This is a genomic window from Micromonospora sp. D93 (assembly GCF_018070365.1).
Taxonomy (GTDB): Bacteria; Actinomycetota; Actinomycetes; order Mycobacteriales; family Micromonosporaceae; genus Micromonospora; species Micromonospora ureilytica.
In genome coordinates, this window is record NZ_JAGPXW010000013.1 from 120,083 (window position 1) to 138,826 (window position 18,744).

At 72.8% G+C, this 18,744-nt stretch carries 13 protein-coding genes; 10 read left to right on the top strand and 3 right to left on the bottom strand.

From position 1 onward, the window contains the following. Positions 1-6 precede the first annotated feature (6 nt). Both KBX71_RS17180 and KBX71_RS17185 read left to right on the top strand, forming a co-directional pair. Positions 7-654: an SIMPL domain-containing protein gene (locus tag KBX71_RS17180; protein ID WP_124817875.1), complete on the top strand. Its 648-nt coding sequence runs from the start codon at positions 7-9 to the stop codon at positions 652-654. Then, positions 654-1,301, top strand: a complete 648-nt coding sequence (locus KBX71_RS17185; protein WP_210819024.1) for a nucleoside/nucleotide kinase family protein — start codon at positions 654-656, stop codon at positions 1,299-1,301. Before KBX71_RS17180 ends, KBX71_RS17185 begins: the two co-directional genes overlap by 1 nt. A 10-nt stretch (positions 1,302-1,311) precedes the next feature. On the opposite strand, the gene KBX71_RS17190 is transcribed toward KBX71_RS17185, so the two are convergent. Beyond that, positions 1,312-1,869 carry a sugar O-acetyltransferase gene (locus KBX71_RS17190; RefSeq protein ID WP_124817825.1) on the bottom strand — a complete coding sequence of 186 codons (558 nt, stop codon included), beginning with the start codon at positions 1,867-1,869 and terminating at the stop codon, positions 1,312-1,314. A 110-nt stretch (positions 1,870-1,979) separates the two neighbouring features. Here KBX71_RS17190 and KBX71_RS17195 point away from each other — a divergent pair, with 110 nt between their 5' ends. Continuing rightward, positions 1,980-5,369, top strand: a complete 3,390-nt coding sequence (locus KBX71_RS17195) for a S8 family serine peptidase (RefSeq protein ID WP_210819025.1) — start codon at positions 1,980-1,982, stop codon at positions 5,367-5,369. A gap of 51 nt (positions 5,370-5,420) precedes the next feature. On the opposite strand, the gene dapD is transcribed toward KBX71_RS17195, so the two are convergent. After that, positions 5,421-6,380, bottom strand: a complete 960-nt coding sequence (gene dapD, locus KBX71_RS17200; RefSeq protein ID WP_210819026.1) for a 2,3,4,5-tetrahydropyridine-2,6-dicarboxylate N-succinyltransferase — start codon at positions 6,378-6,380, stop codon at positions 5,421-5,423. A 78-nt stretch (positions 6,381-6,458) separates the two neighbouring features. On the opposite strand from dapD, the gene dapE reads away from it, so the two are divergent. Next, complete coding sequence (gene dapE, locus KBX71_RS17205; protein WP_210819027.1) at positions 6,459-7,532, top strand: succinyl-diaminopimelate desuccinylase; 1,074 nt, start codon at positions 6,459-6,461, stop codon at positions 7,530-7,532. 45 nt (positions 7,533-7,577) lie between these two features. Here dapE and KBX71_RS17210 read toward each other — a convergent pair whose 3' ends face one another. Continuing rightward, positions 7,578-7,745 carry a hypothetical protein gene (locus KBX71_RS17210; RefSeq protein ID WP_196930473.1) on the bottom strand — a complete coding sequence of 56 codons (168 nt, stop codon included), beginning with the start codon at positions 7,743-7,745 and terminating at the stop codon, positions 7,578-7,580. Between the two features lie 154 nt (positions 7,746-7,899). Here KBX71_RS17210 and KBX71_RS17215 point away from each other — a divergent pair, with 154 nt between their 5' ends. From KBX71_RS17215 to KBX71_RS17240, 6 genes are all read left to right on the top strand, one after another. Further along, the gene (locus tag KBX71_RS17215) at positions 7,900-8,766 is read left to right on the top strand and encodes a TIGR00730 family Rossman fold protein (protein ID WP_210819028.1); all 867 of its coding nucleotides are present in this window, start codon (positions 7,900-7,902) and stop codon (positions 8,764-8,766) included. Next, positions 8,766-9,311 carry a TIGR00730 family Rossman fold protein gene (locus KBX71_RS17220; protein ID WP_124817817.1) on the top strand — a complete coding sequence of 182 codons (546 nt, stop codon included), beginning with the start codon at positions 8,766-8,768 and terminating at the stop codon, positions 9,309-9,311. Before KBX71_RS17215 ends, KBX71_RS17220 begins: the two co-directional genes overlap by 1 nt. A 176-nt stretch (positions 9,312-9,487) precedes the next feature. Then, positions 9,488-13,030 carry an ATP-dependent DNA helicase gene (locus KBX71_RS17225; protein ID WP_210819029.1) on the top strand — a complete coding sequence of 1,181 codons (3,543 nt, stop codon included), beginning with the start codon at positions 9,488-9,490 and terminating at the stop codon, positions 13,028-13,030. A 79-nt stretch (positions 13,031-13,109) separates the two neighbouring features. Then, complete coding sequence (locus KBX71_RS17230; RefSeq protein WP_210819030.1) at positions 13,110-16,571, top strand: ATP-dependent DNA helicase; 3,462 nt, start codon at positions 13,110-13,112, stop codon at positions 16,569-16,571. Between the two features lie 226 nt (positions 16,572-16,797). Continuing rightward, entirely contained in the window at positions 16,798-17,001 is a 204-nt protein-coding gene (locus KBX71_RS17235; RefSeq protein ID WP_007464836.1) for a cold-shock protein, read from the top strand. A gap of 223 nt (positions 17,002-17,224) precedes the next feature. Continuing rightward, positions 17,225-18,538 carry a DEAD/DEAH box helicase gene (locus KBX71_RS17240; RefSeq protein ID WP_124817971.1) on the top strand — a complete coding sequence of 438 codons (1,314 nt, stop codon included), beginning with the start codon at positions 17,225-17,227 and terminating at the stop codon, positions 18,536-18,538. Positions 18,539-18,744 lie beyond the last annotated feature (206 nt).

The window sequence follows — 18,744 nt, forward strand, 5'->3', positions numbered from 1 at the left end:
GGCATGGTGGTGGACGGTCCGGTGGTGCAGGTGCGCGGCGAGGCGTACCGGGAGGTGCCACCCGAGCTGGCCCGGTTCGCGGTCACCGCGACGGCCCGTGACCGGGACCGGGAGGCGACGCTGACCCGGTTGGCCGAGCGGGCCGCGGCGGTCCGGGTCCTGCTGGACGGCTCCGGGCCGGCGGTGGCGCGGCGGGAGACCGGCGACCTGCGGGTGCGACCGGAGACCCGGCGCTCGGGTGAGCGGGTGGTCGCCTGGCACGGCAGTGTCACCACCACAGTCACCGTCACCGACTTCACCGCGTTGGGTGAGCTGATGCTCCGCCTCGCCGACCAGGACCAGGTCGAGGTGGCCGGCCCGTGGTGGGAGCTTCGTCCGGACAGCCCCGCCCATCGTGCGGCCCGGCACGCCGCGATCAGCGACGCGCTGCTGCGGGCCCGGGAGTACGCGGAGGCGCTGGGCGCCCGGGTCACCTCGTTGATCGAGCTGGCCGATGCGGGCCCCGCCGACCGACCGATGTTCGCCCGTGCGGCGTTCGCCAGTGGCGGTGGAGCGGGCGGTGGTCCGCCGGAGCTTGAGCTGGACCCACAGCCGCAGACCGTGCAGGCGGCGGTGCAGGCGCGGTTCACCATCAGCGACCCGGTTCTGGGCTGATGCCGCCGGCCCGGGTGCTGACCGTCGACGAGTTGGTGGAGCGGGCGTTGGCGCTTGCCGAGGCCGGCTCGCGACAGCTGCTCGGCATCGCCGGTGCGCCGGGCGCGGGGAAGTCCACCCTTGCTGCGCGGATCGTCGCCGAGGTCGGGTCGGCCGCCTGCCTGGTGCCGATGGACGGCTTCCACCTGGCGCAGTCGCAGCTGGTCCGCCTGGGCCGCGCCGACCGCAAGGGCGCGGTGGACACCTTCGACGCCAACGGGTACGTCTCGCTGCTGCGCCGGTTGCGCCGGTTGGAGCCGACGTCGGTCTACGCGCCGGAGTTCCGGCGGGAGCTGGAGGAGCCGGTGGCCGGCGCGATCGAGGTGCTGCCGTCGGTCCGGCTGGTGGTGACCGAGGGCAACTACCTGCTGTTGGAGGATTTCCCCTGGCAGGAGATCCGACCGCTGCTGCACGAGGCGTGGTTCCTCGACCTGGACGCCGAGGTGCGGCACCGCCGGCTGACCGCCCGACACGAGGCGTTCGGTAGGTCTCCGGAGCAGGCGCGGGCGTGGGCGCTGGGCAGCGACGAGTCCAACGCGGCCCTGATCACCCCCACCGCCGGGCGAGCTGACCTGGTGGCCCGCCTGTCGGAGTCCCCGGCGGCCTGACCGCGGACTGCTAGTCGAGTTGACGGACTGGTCGGGCCGGGTTGCCGACCGCGACCACGTTGGCGGGCAGGTCCCGGGTGACCACCGCGCCCGCGCCGACGACGGTGTTCGCGCCGATCGTCACGCCGGCCAGCACGATCGCGCCGCCGCCGAGCCACACGTTGTCGCCGATGGTGATCGGCTTGGCCGCCTCCCACTTGTCCCGTCGCGGGCCGGGCTCGACCGGATGCGTCGGGGTGAGCAGCTGCACGTTCGGGCCGACCTGGACGTCCGCGCCGAGGGTGATCCGACCAACGTCGAGGAAGACCGCGTTGTAGTTGACGAAGCTGCGCGGGCCGATGCGGATCTGCCAGCCGTAGTCGCAGTAGAACGGTGGGCGGATCCAGGTGCCCTCGCCCAGTTCGCCGAGGAGTTCACGCAGTGCCGCGATCCGGGCCCGGGGGTCGGCTGCGGGACTGGTGTTGAAGCGTTCCATCAGCCGGGCGGCCTGCTCCAGGTCGGCGACGATAGCAGGATCGTCGGCGATGTATGGCTCGCCGGCGAGCATCTTGTCCTTCATGGAGGTCACGACCCGATCATGCCGGCCCGGTTCGTCGGCTCGTGGCGGGTTCGTCATCTTTCGGCCTTCATTTTGCATACCGAGTATGCAATTCTGGGTTGTCTATGTGACCCCGATCCATGAAGACGCTTGACGAGGAGGATCCGTTGCACCAGGGAAAAGGATTGGCCGCCCTCGGCCTCGTGTTCGCGCTGGCGCTCTCCACGCCGGCTCCCGCCTCAGCCACGGCCGCGGCGCCCGCCCCACCCGGCGGCACCGGTCACCAGACAATTCCGGGTGGACCCATCGCCAACCGCTCGACCACCGTCACGCTGATCACCGGTGACCGGGTCACCGTCACCGCTTCCGGCGCCTCGGTCCGGCCCGGCGCCGGCCGCGAGGACGTGCGGTTCCTGGTCCAGCGTGACCGCGGTCGCCTCTCGGTGACGCCAGCGGACGCGCTGCCGTTGCTGCGCTCGGGCCGGGTGGACCGGCGACTCTTCGACGTCACCGGGCTGGTCGAGGCGGGCTACGACGACGCCCACCGCAACACCCTGCCGCTGCTGGCGGCGTACGCCTCGACGGGTGCCGCCCGGCGTGCCCCGGCCGCTCTGCCCGGCACGCGGGTGACCCGCGACCTGCCGGCGATTCGTGGTGCCGCACTGAACAGCGACAAGTCTTCCCTCGGCGGGGTCTGGGAGACGGTCACCACCACCGGTCCCGCCGGGGCTCGGCTCGACGCGGCGGGGGGCGTCGAGCGGATCTGGCTGGACGGCCGTCGATGGGTGACGCTCGACCACAGCGTGCCGCAGATCGGCGCGCCCGCCGCCTGGGCGGCCGGGTTCACCGGCGCGGGAGTGTCCGTCGCGGTGCTGGACACCGGCGTCGACGCGACCCACCCGGACCTGGCCGGCAAGGTGGCCGAGGCGCGCAACTTCACCGAGGTCACCGACGCTCGGGACATGGTCGGCCACGGCACCCACGTGGCCTCGACCATCGCGGGCAGCGGCGCCGCCGCAGGCGGCAAATACCGGGGTGTGGCGCCGGACGCGACGCTGCTGGACGGCAAGGTCTGTGAGGACACCGGCTGCTCCGATTCGGCGATCCTCGCCGGCATGCAGTGGGCCGCGGTGGAGAAGAAGGCCGCCGTGGTCAACATGAGCCTCAGCGGCTGGGACACCCCGGAGGTCGACCCGCTGGAGGAGGCGGTGCAGAGCCTGACCGCCCAGACCGGCACCCTCTTCGTCCTCGCGGCCGGCAACGACGGCATGGACGGCTCGGTCGGCTCCCCGGCCACCGCCGACGCCGGGCTAGCCGTGGGCGCTGTGGACCGCGACGACGAACTGGCCGAATTCTCCAGCCGGGGCCCGCGGGTCGGCGACGACGCGCTGAAACCGGACATCACCGCGCCCGGCGTCGACATCGTCGCCGCCCGGTCCGCCAACGGCTACATCGGTGATCCGGTGGACGACCGCTACGTCACGCTCTCCGGCACCTCGATGGCCACCCCGCACGTGGCCGGGTCGGCCGCGCTGCTGGCCCAGCAGCACCCGGGATGGCGGGCCGACCGGCTCAAGGCCACCCTGATGGCCGCCGCCAAGCCGCACCCGGACCAGACCGCCTACCAGCAGGGAGCCGGGCGGGTCGACGTCGCCCACGCGATCACCCAGCAGGTCAGCACCGACCCGGTGAGCGTCTCGTTCGGGCGTACGCTCTGGCCGCACACCGAGGACGCCCCGATCACCCGCACGGTGACCTGGCGCAACGACGGTCCGGCCCCGATCACCGTCGACCTGAGCGTCGAGGGCGCTGGCCCCGGCGGGCGCGCGCTCCCGGCCGGCCTGTTCCAGTTGGGCGCCAACCAACTCACCGTGCCGGCGGGTGGCACGGCCGCCACGACCGTCACCGCGGACACCCGGCTCGGCGACGCCGACGGTTACTGGACCGGGCGGATCGTGGCCCGATCCGGGTCGGCGGTCGCGGTCACCCCGCTTGCCGTGCACCGGGAGGTGGAGAGCTACACGCTGACCGTGGAGCACCTGAACCGCGCCGGCGCGCGCACCGCGGACCACTGGAGCTCCCTGGTCGGGATGGACACCTACGGCTCCTGGGACCTCGTCAGCTCCGACGGGGTGGCCAGCGTGCGGGTGCCCAAGGGGCAATACGGCCTGAGCGGCCTCGTCTTCGAGCCCGGACCGGAGGACGAGCAGCGCGGCATGTCCATGCTGATACAGCCCGAACTGACCCTCGATCGGGACACCCGGATCGTCGTGGACGCTCGCCGGGCCAAGCCGGTACGGACGACCGTGCCGGACCGGACCGCCGTCCCGCTACTGATCGACCTCAGCGGCAACTTCACCGCCGACGACGGCAGCGGATACGGCATCGGACTCTGGGCGGAAACGTTCACCGGCCTGACCAGCGGTCAGCTCGGCAAGCCGGTCTCCGCCGACAAGTTCGTCGCCACCGTCAGCAGCAACTGGACCAAGCCGGACCCGGCCAACAGCCCGTACCTGTACGCGCTTGCCGAAGCGATCTCCGGCCGGATGCCTACCGGCTTCGTCCGCGACTACGCCCGACGGGACCTGGCCACCGTCGTGCACCAGTTCCGCGGTGGCTACCCGGGCATGCAGGCCGAGCGGATCGTGATCCCCGAGCTGGAGTACAACGTCGGCTATTCCGCGCTGGTACTGCCCACCGTCGTGCCCGGCCAGCGGGTGGAGTACTACAACACCAAGGGCGTGAAGTGGGAATCCGAGGTCTATTTCGGAACGGTGGACGAGGAAGGGTGGTTGAACGCGCAGGCGGCGCTCTTCTCCACCCCCACCGCGTACCGGGCCGGGCGGACGGTGCAGGAGATCTGGAACCAGGCGCCGTACGGACCGTCCTTCCCGAAGCCGCGCTGGCCGCACCAGAGCGTCAGCCGGATCGGCGACACCGTCGTGGTCGACGTGCCGATGTTCAGCGACGCGGCCGGGCACCCGGGCTTCTCGCTGAGCGACAGTGAGCACACCAAGCTCTGGCGCAACGGCAAGCTGGTCGGCGAGAGCGAGTACGCCGGCTACGGAGAGTTCACAGTGCCACCGGGTAGGGCTGACTACCGGCTCGTCACGTCGTCGAAGCGAAGCTTCACCGACCTGAGCACCGCTGTGGAGTCCAGCTGGACCTTCCGGTCGAGGCACGTCGCCGGTGACACGCCGGCCCGACTGCCCCTGTCGGCGATCCGCTTCGCGCCGCCCCTGCGGTTGGACAACAGCGCCCCGGCCGGCCAGGGCTTCGTCGTCCCCGTGCGGGTGCAGCGGCAGCCCGAATCGGCGGCCACCCGGGTGGAGAAGCTCGCTGTCGACGTCTCGTACGACGGCGGGAAGACCTGGAGCAAGGCCAAGCTGGTCCGCACCGCCGCCGACGGCTGGTCGGCCCTGTTGCGGCACCCGGCCGGCACCGGCTACGTGTCGCTGCGGGCCAGTGCACGGGACACCGCCGGCAACACGGTGACCCAACGGATCATCCAGGCGTACCGGTTGCGCTGAGGCGTACCCCGTCCGGGTCCGCGGCCGAACGCCGCGGACCCGGCGGGTCCGTCAGTCGTTGGTGTGCAGGGCGGCGTTCAGTTCGATGCCCCGACCGGTGCGCGGCCGCGCCTCCAGCCCGCCGGTGACCGAGTTGCGCCAGAACAAAAGGCCGTCGACACCGGACAGCTCCCGGGCCTTGACCACCCGACCGTCGGGGAGCGTGATCTTCGACGCGGCGGTGATGTAGCAGCCGGCCTCGACCACACAGTCGTCGCCGAGCGAGATCCCGACGCCGGCGTTCGCGCCGACCAGGCTCCGCTCGCCGATGCTGATCTTGTCGGTGCCGCCGCCGGAGAGGGTGCCCATGATGGAGGCTCCGCCGCCGATGTCGGAGCCGTCGCCGACCAGCACGCCCTGCACGATCCGCCCCTCGACCATCGAGGTGCCGACGGTGCCGGCGTTGAAGTTTACGAAACCCTCGTGCATGACTGTGGTGCCGCCGGCCAGGTGAGCGCCCAGGCGCACCCGGTCGGCGTCGGCGATCCGCACACCGGAGGGCACCACGTAGTCGGTCATTCGGGGGAACTTGTCGACCCCGTACACCGCCAGGTGCCGGCCGGCGGCCCGCTCGATCACCCGCAGCTCGTCCACCCGCTCCGGGGGGCACGGCCCGGCGGACGTCCAGGCCACGTTGGCCAGCTTGCCGAAGATGCCGTCCAGGTTGAGCTGGTTGGGTCGGACCAGGCGGTGCGACAGCAGATGCAACCGGAGGTACGCGTCGGACGCGTCCTTGATCGGGTCGTCCAGCGAGCCGATCACGGTGACCACCTGCACGGTACGCAGACCGGGCAGGGGCCGGTCACCGAGCGCTGCCGGCGGCAGGTCGAGCACGTCCGCCTTGTCCTCGCCGGTGACCAGCGGCAGCTCGCCCAGGCCCAGCTTGCCGGTCGGGTACCAGGTATCGAGCACCTGCTCGTCGGCGGTGACCGTAGCCAGGCCGATGCCCCAGGCGGAATCTGCGGACGTCACTGTTACACCTCTCGGTCACGGCCGGGCTGACCTCGGCTCGCTCCTCGCGCTGACAGACCTGAAGGTACCGTGCGAACCATGGAGAACCCGCTGACCCCCGAGGTCCTCGCCGATCCGGTGCAGCTGACCCGCGCACTTGTCGACATAGAGTCCGTGTCCCTCAACGAGAAGGCCATCGCCGACTGTGTCGAAGAGGTGCTGCGGGGCGTACCGCACCTGACCACCCACCGGCACGGCAACACGGTGATGGCGCGCACCGACCTCGGTCGGTCGCAGCGCGTCGTGTTGGCCGGACACCTCGACACGGTGCCGCTGAACAACAACTTCCCGTCGACCATGCGCGGCGACCTGATGTACGGCTGCGGCACCTCCGACATGAAGTCCGGCACCGCGTACGCGCTGCACCTGGCGGTGACGCTGCCCGAGCCGCGCTACGACGTGACGTACTTCTTCTACGAGGCCGAGGAGATCGAGTCCCGGTACAACGGGCTCAACCTCGTCGCCCAGGCGTTCCCGGAGTGGCTGGAGGCGGACTTCGCGGTGCTGCTGGAGCCGACGTACGGCATCGTCGAGGCGGGCTGCCAGGGCACCATGCGCTCGGTGGTCACCACGACCGGCGTACGCGCCCACTCGGCGCGCTCCTGGCACGGGGTGAACGCCATCCACGCCGCCGGTGAGGTGCTGCGACGCCTCCAGACGTACGAGGCGCGCCGGGTCACCATCGACGGCTGCGACTACCGCGAGGGCATGAACGCGGTCCGGATCAACGGCGGGGTGGCCGGCAACGTGGTCCCCGATCTCTGTCAGGTCGAGGTCAACTACCGGTTCGCCCCGGATCGCACCCCGGCCGAGGCGGAGGCGCACCTGCGTGAGGTGTTCGCCGGCTTCGAGGTGACAGTCACCGACACGGCTGCCGGTGCCGCGCCCGGGCTCGACGCGGCTCCCGCGAAGGAGTTCCTGGCGGCGGTCGGCGCCGCGCCGATCGGCAAGCTGGGCTGGACGGATGTGGCCCGGTTCGCGGCGATGGGCATCCCCGCGCTGAACTTCGGGCCGGGCGACCCGAACCTCGCCCACCACCCCGACGAGCACGTCGAGATCAGCAAGATCCGCGACGGTGCGGCAACCCTGCACCGCTGGCTGGCCCCGGCCTAACCCCGGCTCCGCCTCCCGCGCCCGTCGGTGATCAAGAGGTTTGCGTCAGCCTGGCCCGTTGTCGGCGACGCAAACCTCTTGATCGGCTCCGGAAGGTGTGGGGGAGGTGGGGGTTGGGTTCTGCTGGCGGGTGCGGCGGCGTTCGGCCACCACGTCTTGGATCCGTCGCTGCATCTGGCGACGGATCCGGATCATCTCGCTGTTGCTGATCACGCTGTCTCCTCCCCCGAAGGCGCGCGCCGGGGCATACCCGGTATGTGAATAGTAAGACGTACGGGAGAGCCGAATAGTTGCCCATGATCCCGAACTATTTCTCGGCGTCTGCGCCCCGCGTACCCGGCCGGTGCTGCTCCACTACGGTTGGCCCATGAGCCAGAGCAACGGGCGGGAGGCCGGTCGCGGTCCGGGACAGGAGCGTCATCGCGGTGCGGTCACCCTTCGCAGGGGGTCGATCCCGAGCAGCACCGCGGACCAGCGGTTGCTGGATTCGCGGGGGCGGGGCGACTGGAAGAGCAAGGACGCCTGGCGAGCGCTGCGCATCCTCGCCGAGTTCGTCGAGGGTTTCGACACCCTCGCCGACGTGCCGTCGGCGGTCAGCGTCTTCGGCTCCGCGCGCAGCGCGCCGGACAGCGTCGAGTGTCAGTTGGCCGAGCGGTTGGCCGGCGCGCTGGCCCGAGCCGGCTACGCGGTGATCACCGGAGGCGGGCCCGGAGTGATGGAGGCCGCCAACCGCGGCGCCAGCGAGGCCGGTGGGCTCTCCGTGGGGCTCGGCATCGAGCTTCCGTTCGAGCAGGGCATCAACGAGTGGGTCGACCTGGCCATCGACTTCCGCTACTTCTTCGCCCGCAAGACGATGTTCGTCAAGTACGCCCAGGCGTTCGTCGTGCTGCCCGGTGGGTTCGGCACCATGGACGAGCTGTTCGAGGCGCTCACCCTGGTGCAGACCGGCAAGGTCACCCGGTTCCCGGTGGTGCTCATGGGGGTCGCCTACTGGCAGGGCCTGCTGGACTGGCTGCGCGACACGATGGCCGCCACCGGCAAGATCGGGCCGGTCGACCTGGACCTCATCTGCCTCACTGACGACGTCAACGAGGCGGTCAAGTACATCGTCGAGGCGGAGGCCGCGCTCTCTGCCGAGCAGGAGGCGGTCCGGGAAGAAGCCGTCGCCCGCACCGGCGCAGCCCAGCAGGCCGCAGCCGTTCAGGCCGCCGAGCAGCCCCGGGATCACGACTGATGGCGGCGATCTGCGTCTTCTGCGCCTCCTCTCGTACCCTCGATCAGCGCTGGTTGGACCTCGCCGCCGAGACCGGCGCGGAGCTTGCCCGGCGTGGGCACACGCTGGTCAGCGGTGGTGGCTGCGTCGGCATGATGGGCGCGCTGGCGGACGGCGCCCGATCCGCCGGTGGGCGCACCGTCGGCGTGATCCCGCAGTCGCTCGTCGATCTGGAGGTCGCCGACCTGGCCTCGGACGAGCTGCTGGTGACCGACTCGATGGCCAGCCGCAAGACCCTGATGATCGACAAGTCGGATGCCTTCCTCACCCTGCCCGGCGGGCTGGGCACCCTGGACGAGTTGTTCGAGGTCTGGACCACCGCCACCCTCGCCCTGCACACCAAGCCGATGGTGCTGATCGACACCGACGGGTTCTACCGCCCCCTGCTGGACTGGCTGGACACGCTGGCCGACCAGACCTTCCTGAAGCCCGCCGGCCGCGACCTCCTGACGGTCACCACCACCGTCCAAGAGGCCCTGAACGTCCTGGAATCCCACCTAACCTGACTGCCCCACCCCGGCCCACCCCCGGCCCGGCCCGGCCGCGGTGATCAAGAAGTTGGCGACATCGCTGTCGGCGTGTCGCGCCGCTAACTTCATGATCGACAGGGGTGGATGGGGTGCGGTGGTGGGGTTGGGGTTGAGGTGGGGTGGGTGTCGTATGGGTCTGATGGGATGAGCTGATGCAGGCGTACCGGTTGGTGCGGCGGCCCGGAGGGCCGGCGCGGGAGGGCGGGGGGACGCCTGACCGTGCTTCGCTGCCTGGCAGCGGCGGCACGTCTGAGGGCGTTGTCGGCGCGGCAGGCGGGCCCGACGGCGTGGCCGGGCCCGCGCCGGCGGTCGGCGGCAGCGGCTGGCGGGTCGATCGGGTGCAGGCCGAGGTGGTCGGGCACACCGACGGGCCGATGCTCGTGCTCGGAGGCCCGGGCACCGGCAAGACCAGCACGCTTGTCGAGGCGGTCGCCGCCCGGGTGGCCGAGGGGGTCGACCCCGAACGGATCCTCGTGCTGACCTTCGGCCGCCGAGGCGCCACCGCGCTGCGGCAGCGCATCGAGGCCCGGATCGCGCAGGACGGCCACCGGGTGCTGCGCGAGCCGCTGGTGCGCACCTTCCCGGCGTACGCCTTCGGGTTGCTCCGCCGCGCCGCCGCCGAGCGGGGCGAACCGTCGCCCCGGCTGCTCACCGGCCCCGAGCAGGATCTGATCATCCGTGAGCTGCTGGACGTGGTGGGCGAGGAGCCCGAGGACGACCCGATCGGCTGGCCGACCGACCTGCGCCCCGCCCTACGGACCCGGGCGTTCGCCGGCCAGCTGCGCGACCTGCTCATGCGCGCCGCCGAACGCGGCGTGGGCCCGATCGACCTGGCCCGGCTGGGTGAGAAGCTCGGCCGCGCCGACTGGCCGGCCGCCGCCCGCTTCCTCCGGGAGTACGTCGCCGTGCTCGCGCTGCGCGACGTCAGCAACCGGGGCTCCATCGCGTACGACCCGGCGGAGCTGGTCCGGGCGGCCACCGGGCTGCTGCGCGACGACGAGGAGTTGCTGGCCGCCGAGCGCCGCCGGCTCGCCCACGTCTACCTCGACGAGTTGGCCGACACGGACCCCGCCCAACTGGAGTTGCTCTCGGTCATCGCGGGCGGGGGCAAGTCCCTGGTCGCGTTCGCCGACCCGGATTCCTCCACGTACGCCTTCCGGGGCGCCGATCCGGCCGGGGTGGCGACGTTCCCGCACCGCTTCCGGACGGCTTCCGGCGCGCCGGCCGCGCAGGTGCTGCTGACCACGTCGTACCGGGCCGGGCCGGACCTGCTCGCGGCGATCGCCCGGCTGGGTCGCCGGCTGCGGGGTCCGGCCGCGCACCGTCGGCTGCACCCCCTGCCGGACGCGCCGGCCGGCGTGGTCGAGGTGCACACGTTCCGCTCGGCGACCAGCGAGGCCGCCTGGTTGGCCCACGCGCTGCGTTCGGCTCACCTGCTCGACGGCGTGCCCTGGTCACGGATGGCGGTGCTGGTGCGGTCGACCGCGTTGCAGCTGCCCACCCTGCGACGGGCCCTGCACGCCGCCGGCGTACCCACTGTCGTGCACGGCGAGGATCTGCCCCTGCACCTGCAACCGGCGGTCGCGCCGCTGCTGCTCCTGCTGCGCTGCGCGTTGGAGCCGGAACGACTCGACGAGGAGGCGGCCGTCGCGCTGCTGCACTCGTCACTGGGCGGGGCCGACCCGCTGGCCGAGCGGCGGCTGCGGCAGGGCCTGCGCGCGCTCGCGTTGGCCGGCGGTGACCGACGCCCCTCCGGGGAGCTGATCGTCGAGGCGTTGCAGGACCCGGAGGAGTTGGCGGGCATCGAGCGGCGCTGGGCGGAGCCGGCGCAGGCGGTGGCCGGGCTGCTGGCCATCGCACGCGAAGCCGCCGCCCGGCCGGGTTCGACCGCCGAGGACGTGCTCTGGGCCGTCTGGCACGCCAGTGGTCTCGCCGAGCGGTGGGCCGGCGCGATCAACCAGGGGCGCCCGGAGGCCGGCGAGGGCGACCTGGCCCGGCGGCGGCGGGCCGAGGCCGCCGACCGTGACCTGGACGCCGTGCTGGTCCTCTTCGACGCGGCGGCCCGGTTCACCGACCGGCTGCCCGGCGCGCGCGCCGAGGTCTTCCTCGACCACGTGCTCGCCCAGGACCTGCCGGCCGACACCATCGCTCCGACCGCCGATCGGGGTGCGGCGGTACGCCTGCTCACCGCGCACGCCGCGAAGGGCCTGGAATGGGACCTCGTCGCGGTGGCCGGCGTACAGGAGGGCATCTGGCCGGACCTGCGACTACGCGGCAGCCTGCTCGGCTCCGAGCGACTGGTCGACGTGCTGGCCGGCCGGTCGGTCGACGGCGCGACCGCGGCGAACGTGGTGGGTCAGACCTCGGCGTTGCTGGACGAGGAGCGTCGGCTCTTCCACGTCGCCGTCAGCCGGGCCCGGCACCGACTGCTGGTCAGCGCCGTGGCGTCGGCCGCCGTCGGCGGTGACGATCACGAGGAGCAGCCGAGCCGGTTCCTGCACGAGCTGGGCCCGAGCACCCCACCCACGCCGCCGAGCACGCCCGGCCCCCCGCCCACGCCGCCGACAGCGCCCGGCCCGCCGCCCGGCCCACGCAGCGAGCCGTCCTCGGGCGGCACCGGAGGCGGTGCTGCGGGCGAGACCGGCGATGAGGAGCCGGACCGCCCCGGGGCACTGCCGGTGACCCGTCCACCTCGGGCGCTCACCCTGCCGGCGTTGGTCGCGGAACTGCGTACCGCCATCACCGACCCGGCCGCCCCGGCGGCCCGGCGGCGCGCCGCGGCGGCCGAACTCGCCCGGCTCGCCTCCGCCGGGGTGCCCGGCGCGCACCCCGACGACTGGTGGGGGTTGCGGGTGCTCTCCGACGACCGGCCGCTCGTCGACGACGGAGACCCGGTGCGGGTCACCCCGTCGGCTATGGAGAGCGCCCTGCGGTGCAGCCTCCGCTGGCTGCTGGAACGGCACGGCGGCAGCGGCCCGACCAGCACCGCGCAGGGAGTCGGCAACCTGGTGCACGCTGCCGCGATGCTCGCCGAGGACGCCAGTGCCGACCGCGGCGCGTTGCTCGACTACGTGGCCGCCCGGTTCGACGCGATCGAGCTGGCGGCCCGGTGGATGGCCGGGCCGGAGCGGGAACGCGCCGAGGCGATGGTCGACAAGTTGCTGCGCTGGCTGGCCACCAACCCGCGTCGGTTGCTCGCGATCGAACACGAGTTCGCCGTCCGCCTGGATGACCCGAATCGGCCCGTCGACCTGACCGGTCGGGTCGACCGGCTGGAGGTCGACGAGGCCGGGCGGCTCGTGGTGATCGACCTGAAGACCGGCAAGTCCACAGCTGTCACCGGCAGCGACCTGGCGGAGCACCCACAGCTCGGCGCCTACCAGGCGGCGGTGGAGGCGGGGGCGTTCGCCGAGTTCGGTGACGAGTCCGGGGGTGCCGCGCTGGTGCAGCTCGGGACCACCGCCAAGGACGCCAGAGAGCAGAACCAGCCGGCGGCCAGCGAGGGGCCGGCAGCCGGCTGGGCGACCGCGCTGGTCCGGCGGACCGCCGATACGATGGCAGCCGCCACGTTCGCCGCGGTGGCCAACTCGAAGTGTCGGGTCTGCCCGGTGCGCACCAGCTGCCCGGTCTCCGGGCAGGGCCGCCAGGTCGTCGAGCCGCCCACCGTCCGGCGCACCCGCGAGGGTGAGGAGTGATCTTGCTAGCCCGGTCACGACCTGGGACGGCACCCGTGAGGGCGAGGAGTGCGCCGGTGTTGGGAACCGAGACGGCACGGTGAGTCAGCCCACCCTGTTCGGCGCGGGTCCCGCGCCGACGCCCCGGCTCGCGGACTCCGGCCCCCGGTACACACCTGTGGAGCTGGCCAAGCTGCTGCGGTTGCCGGCGCCCACCCGGGAGCAGGCCGCGATCATCGCCGCCCCGGTGGAGCCGCTGCTGGTGGTCGCGGGCGCCGGGTCGGGCAAGACCGAGACGATGGCCGCGCGGGTGGTCTGGCTGGTGGCCAACTCGTACGTGCGGCCGGAGCAGATCCTCGGGTTGACCTTCACCCGCAAGGCGGCCGGCGAGCTGGCCCATCGCGTACGGGCCCGGCTCGACCAGCTGATCCGCCGCCTCGGCCGGCAGGGACGGGACCCGCTGGACGATCCGCTCGCGGGCGAGCCCACCGTCTCCACGTACCACTCGTACGCGGGACGGATCGTCACCGAGCACGGGCTGCGGGCCGGCTACGAGCCGTCCACCCGGCTGCTCACCGAGGCGTCCCGATGGCAGTTGGTCGACCTGCTGGTGCGCAACTACGACGGCGACATGTCCGAGGTGGACCGGATGCCGAGCACCATCACCGACGCGGTGCTGGCGCTCGCCGGGGAGTTGGACGAGCATCTGGTCGCGCCGGACGACCTGGCGGCCTGGACCGGTCGGTTCTTCGCCGAGGTGCAGTCCCGGCCGGGTCGGGTGTACGCCGACGTGCGCAAGGCACTCGGCCTCCAGCAGACCCGGTTGCGTCTGCTGCCGCTGGTGCGGGCGTACGCCCGGCGCAAGGAGGACTTCGAGGCGATGGACTTCGCCGACCAACTCGCCCGGGCGGCCCGGGTGGCCCGGGACCACCCGGGGGTCGGTGTGATCGAGCGGGACCGCTTCCGGGTGGTGCTGCTCGACGAGTACCAGGACACCAGCCACGCCCAGGTGGTGTTGCTCAACGCCCTGTTCGGCGGTGGGCACCCGGTGACCGCGGTGGGCGACCCGTGCCAGTCGATCTACGGCTGGAGGGGGGCCAGCGCGGGCACCCTGGACCGGTTCCCCACCGAGTTCGCCCGCGCCAACGGTGAGCCGGCCCCGGCGCTGGGGCTCACCACGAGTTGGCGCAACCGACCGGAGATCCTCCGGGTGGCGAACGCGCTCTCCACCCCGCTGCGGGCGGCGGGTGCCCGGGTGCCGGAGCTGCGCTCCGCGCTGACCGTCCGGGACCCGATCCCGCACCGCAGCCCGAGCGGTGCGGCCGGCGGCACGGTGCACTGCGCGATGCTGCCCACGTACGCCGACGAGGCCGACTGGATCGCCGACAGCGTGCTCGCCGCCTGGCGCGGGGCGGCTGGGATGCCGGGCGCGGCCCCGGAGCACATCCCGGTGGCGCAGCGCCCGACGACCGCCGTGCTGGTCCGGGTCCGCAGCCAGATCCCGGCGATCGAGTCGGCGCTGCGTGCGCGGGGCCTTCCGGTCGAGGTGGTCGGGCTGGGTGGTCTGCTGGACACCCCCGAGGTACGCGACGTGGTGTGCACGCTGCGGGTGCTGGCCGACCCGACCGATGGCGCGGCGCTGCTGCGGTTGCTCACCGGCGCCCGTTGGCGGATCGGGCCGCGTGACCTGGTGGCGTTGCACCGACGGGCTCGGGCCATCGCGAACGCCCGGCGACAGGTGGCCGCCGACGACGACGCCGCCGAGATCAGCCCCGACCTGTTGGACGAGGCGACCCTGGTGGAGGCGTTGGCCGACCTCGGGCCGGCGCAGGCGTACTCGGCGGAGGGTTTCGCGCGGCTGCGCGCGTACGGCCGGGAGTTGGCGCTGCTGCGCTACCGACTGGACCAGGCGCTGCCGGACCTGATCGCGGACATCGAGCGGACCATCGGCCTGGACGTGGAGGTCGCGGTGCGGGCCGGCCGGGACGGCGCCGGCGACGCGGGCCTGGCCCGGGGGCATCTGGACGCGCTCGGCGACGTGGCGGCCCGGTTCAGCGGGGAGACGCCCGGCGCGACCCTGTCCGGCTTCCTGTCCTACCTGGCCGCCGCCGAGGACGAGGAGCGTGGTCTCGCGCCGGGCGAGGTCGAGGTGGTGGATGGCGCAGTGCAGGTGGTGACCGCGCACGCGGCCAAGGGCCTGGAGTGGGACGTGGTGGCGGTGGCCGGGCTGAGTCGTGGGCTGTGGCCGGGGCCGGTGCGCAACTCCGACCACTGGCTGGGTGGGCTGGGCGTGCTGCCGTTCCCGCTGCGCGGCGACGCCGACGGGCTGCCGGAGCTGGCGCTCGACGAGGCGGAGGACCAGCGGGCCGTGGCGCGGGCGGTGACCGACTTCACCGACGCGTGGCGGGCCCACGACGAGCGGGAGGAACGCCGGCTGACGTACGTGGCGGTGACCCGGCCGCGCCGGCTGCTGCTCTGCTCCGGCTACTGGTGGGGGGAGGGCACGAAGCGACCGCGGGGTCCGTCGGTCTTCCTGCGTGAGATGTACGACGCCTGCCTCGACGGCGGGCCGGGGCACCTGATCGACGCGTGGGCGCCGGAGCCGACCCCCGACGCGACGAACCCCACGGCCGAGGTGGTGCTTCGCGCGGAGTGGCCGGCCGACCCGCTGGGCGGTCGCCGGCCGGCGTTGGCCGAGGCGGCCGGGCTGGTACGTCGCCTGATGGCCGACGGTCCGGCCGCGGCGCTCCCCGGGCCGGTCGGGCCGGTGCTTGCCGGGCCGGTCGGGCCGGTGCTTCCCGGGCCGGTGACGGCGCACGGGTCGGAGGTCGAGCTGGCCGAGCCGGTTGAGCCGGAGGTGGATCCGGAGGTGGCGCGCTGGCAGCGCGAGGCGGACCTGCTGTTGGCGGAGCGCGCCGAGCTGACCCGGCTCTCCGGTGCGGTCGAGGTGGCTCTGCCCGGGGCGCTGAGCGTCACCCAGCTGGTGGCGTTGCGGCGCGATCCGGCGGCGCTGGCCCGTACGCTGCGTCGCCCGGTGCCGGCCGAACCCAACCCGTACGCCCGTCGAGGCACCGCCTTCCACGCCTGGTTGGAGCAGCGCTTCGGCGCCGACCGTCTGTTGGACCTGGACGAGCTGCCCGGCGCGGCCGACGCCGATGCCGCACCCGACGAGGCTCTGGTCGAGCTTCAGGAGCGGTTCCTGGCCAGCGAGTGGGCCGACCGGTCACCGGTGGAGGTGGAGGTGCCGTTCGCCACGGTGATCGCCGGAGTGGTGGTGCGGGGCCGGATGGACGCGGTCTTCGCGCGGCCGGGTGGCCGGTTCGACGTGGTCGACTGGAAGACCGGCGCGCAGCCCACCGGGTCGGCGGCCGAGGTGGCCGCCGTGCAGCTTGCCGTGTACCGGCTGGCCTGGGCGGAGCTGGCCGGTGTGCCGGTCGACCGGGTGGGCGCGGCGTTCCACTACGTCCGACACGGGGTGACCGTTCGGCCCGCCGATCTGCTGGATGTGACGGGCCTCACGGCCATGATCGCCCAGTTGCCCGAGGATTCTGCCCGAAGTTGACCACTGCGGGGAAAACCGTGGTAGGTTGAACGGGTTGCAGTTTTGGTTACCAGAGACTCTGTGTGCGCCTGGCGGGATTGTGGCCCCAGGCGCTCTTTGTTGTGTCCGGAGTTCTCCGGGCGGGGCGACCAGAAGCGACAGGCGATTCGCGCATCCCCGCGCGGAGCGCTCCTCTTCGGGCACGCAACAAGTGCGTGACCGACGTTCCGTCAAGGAGACGAAACACATGGCTATTGGCACCGTGAAGTGGTTCAACGCTGACAAGGGCTTCGGCTTCATCACCCCCGACGGCGGCGGCGCCGACGTTTTCGCCCACTTCTCGGCGATCCAGTCCTCCGGCTACCGGAGCCTGGACGAGAACCAGCGGGTCGAGTTCGAGGTGACCCAGGGCCAGAAGGGCCCGCAGGCGGAGAACATCCGCCCGCTCTGATCTTCGGATCGGTCAGCACTACCTGTCGCGCCCTCCGGGTGTGACGGTGACGGGACCGGCCCGCCCCGCTGTTGCCTGCCTCCGCAGGCGACGGCCCGGCGGCGGGCCGGCCTGTACTCCCTTTCGGTTCGTGCTTGTGAGTCCTGGCGGCCTTTTTCCGCTGGTGACAGCGCCGACTTCGGCGCCCTCCCTCGACACGTGCCGCGTCGAGGAAGGCTTCCGCATGACCACAGTTATTCCGTCTTTCGCTCATACCGGTCTGGCGCCGGCGCTGCTCACCGCGTTGACCGCGCAGGGCATCAACGAGCCGTTCCCGATCCAGTCGGCGACGCTGCCCGACTCGCTCGCCGGCCGGGACGTGCTGGGCCGGGGTCGTACCGGTTCCGGCAAGACCCTCGCCTTCGGGCTTCCGCTGCTGTCCCGCACCGCCGGCCGTAAGGCGCGGCCGGGTCGCCCGCTGGCCCTGGTGCTGGTACCGACCCGCGAACTGGCCCAGCAGGTCACCACCGCCCTGGCCCCGTACGCCCGCGCCGTCGGGTTGCGCTGCGCCACCGTCGTGGGCGGGCTGTCGTTGCAGCGGCAGGCGGACGCCCTGCGCGCCGGCACCGAGGTGGTCGTCGCCACCCCAGGCCGGCTGCACGACCTGATCAACCGTGGCGACGCCCGGCTCGACCAGGTCGAGATCACCGTGCTCGACGAGGCCGACCAGATGGCCGACATGGGGTTCCTGCCCCAGGTCACCAAGCTGCTGGAGCAGGTCGCGCCGCGGGGGCAGCGGATGCTCTTCTCCGCGACCCTGGACGGCGGTGTGGACCGGTTGGTCCGTCGCTTCCTGAGCAACCCGGTCACCCACTCGGTGGACCCGGGCACCGCGACGGTCACCGCGATGACCCACCACGTGCTGCACGTCGACGCCGCGGACAAGCCCGACGCGCTGACCCGGATCGCTGCCCGTGAGGGCCGCACCATCCTGTTCATGGGCACCAAGCACCGCGCCGACCGGCTGGCCCGCCAGTTGCTCTCCAAGGGCGTACGCGCGGCCGCGCTGCACGGCGGCAAGTCCCAGCCGCAGCGCACCCGGATCCTGGAGCAGTTCCGCAATGGTCAGGTGACCGCCCTGGTCGCCACCGACGTGGCGGCCCGTGGCATCCACGTGGACGGCCTGGACATGGTGGTCAACGTGGACCCGCCGACCGAGGCGAAGGACTACCTGCACCGGGGTGGCCGTACCGCCCGGGCCGGCGAGTCCGGCTCCGTGGTCACCCTGGTCCTGCCGGAGCAGCGTCGGGACGTGTCCCGGCTGATGGCCACCGCCGGCATCCGGCCCGAGTCGGTCCAGGTGCGCGCGGGTGACGGGGCGTTGGCCCGGGTGACCGGTGCCCGCGAGCCGTCCGGCGTGCCGGTGACCATCGTGGCTCCGCCGGCGCCCGTCTCTCGGGTACGCACCTCCGGTGGCTCGGCCACCGACGGTGGCGCCCGGCCGGCGCACCGTGCGTCGGGCCGCTCCCGCCGCCCGCGTCGCCCCCGTACCGTCTGATCTTCTGCACGTCGACCGGCCCGCCCCGCTTCCGCGGGGCGGGTCGGTTTCGTTCGGCAGGTCAATCACCGCCGTCGAGCCGGACGGTGATGACGGAGCTGTGACCGGGTCGTGGCGGCTGCTGATGGCATGTCCGGGCACACCTCTGTGCCGAGCGATTGGATGAGGACATGCGTGTGATCGGTTCTCTACGGCGTGCCCGCGCG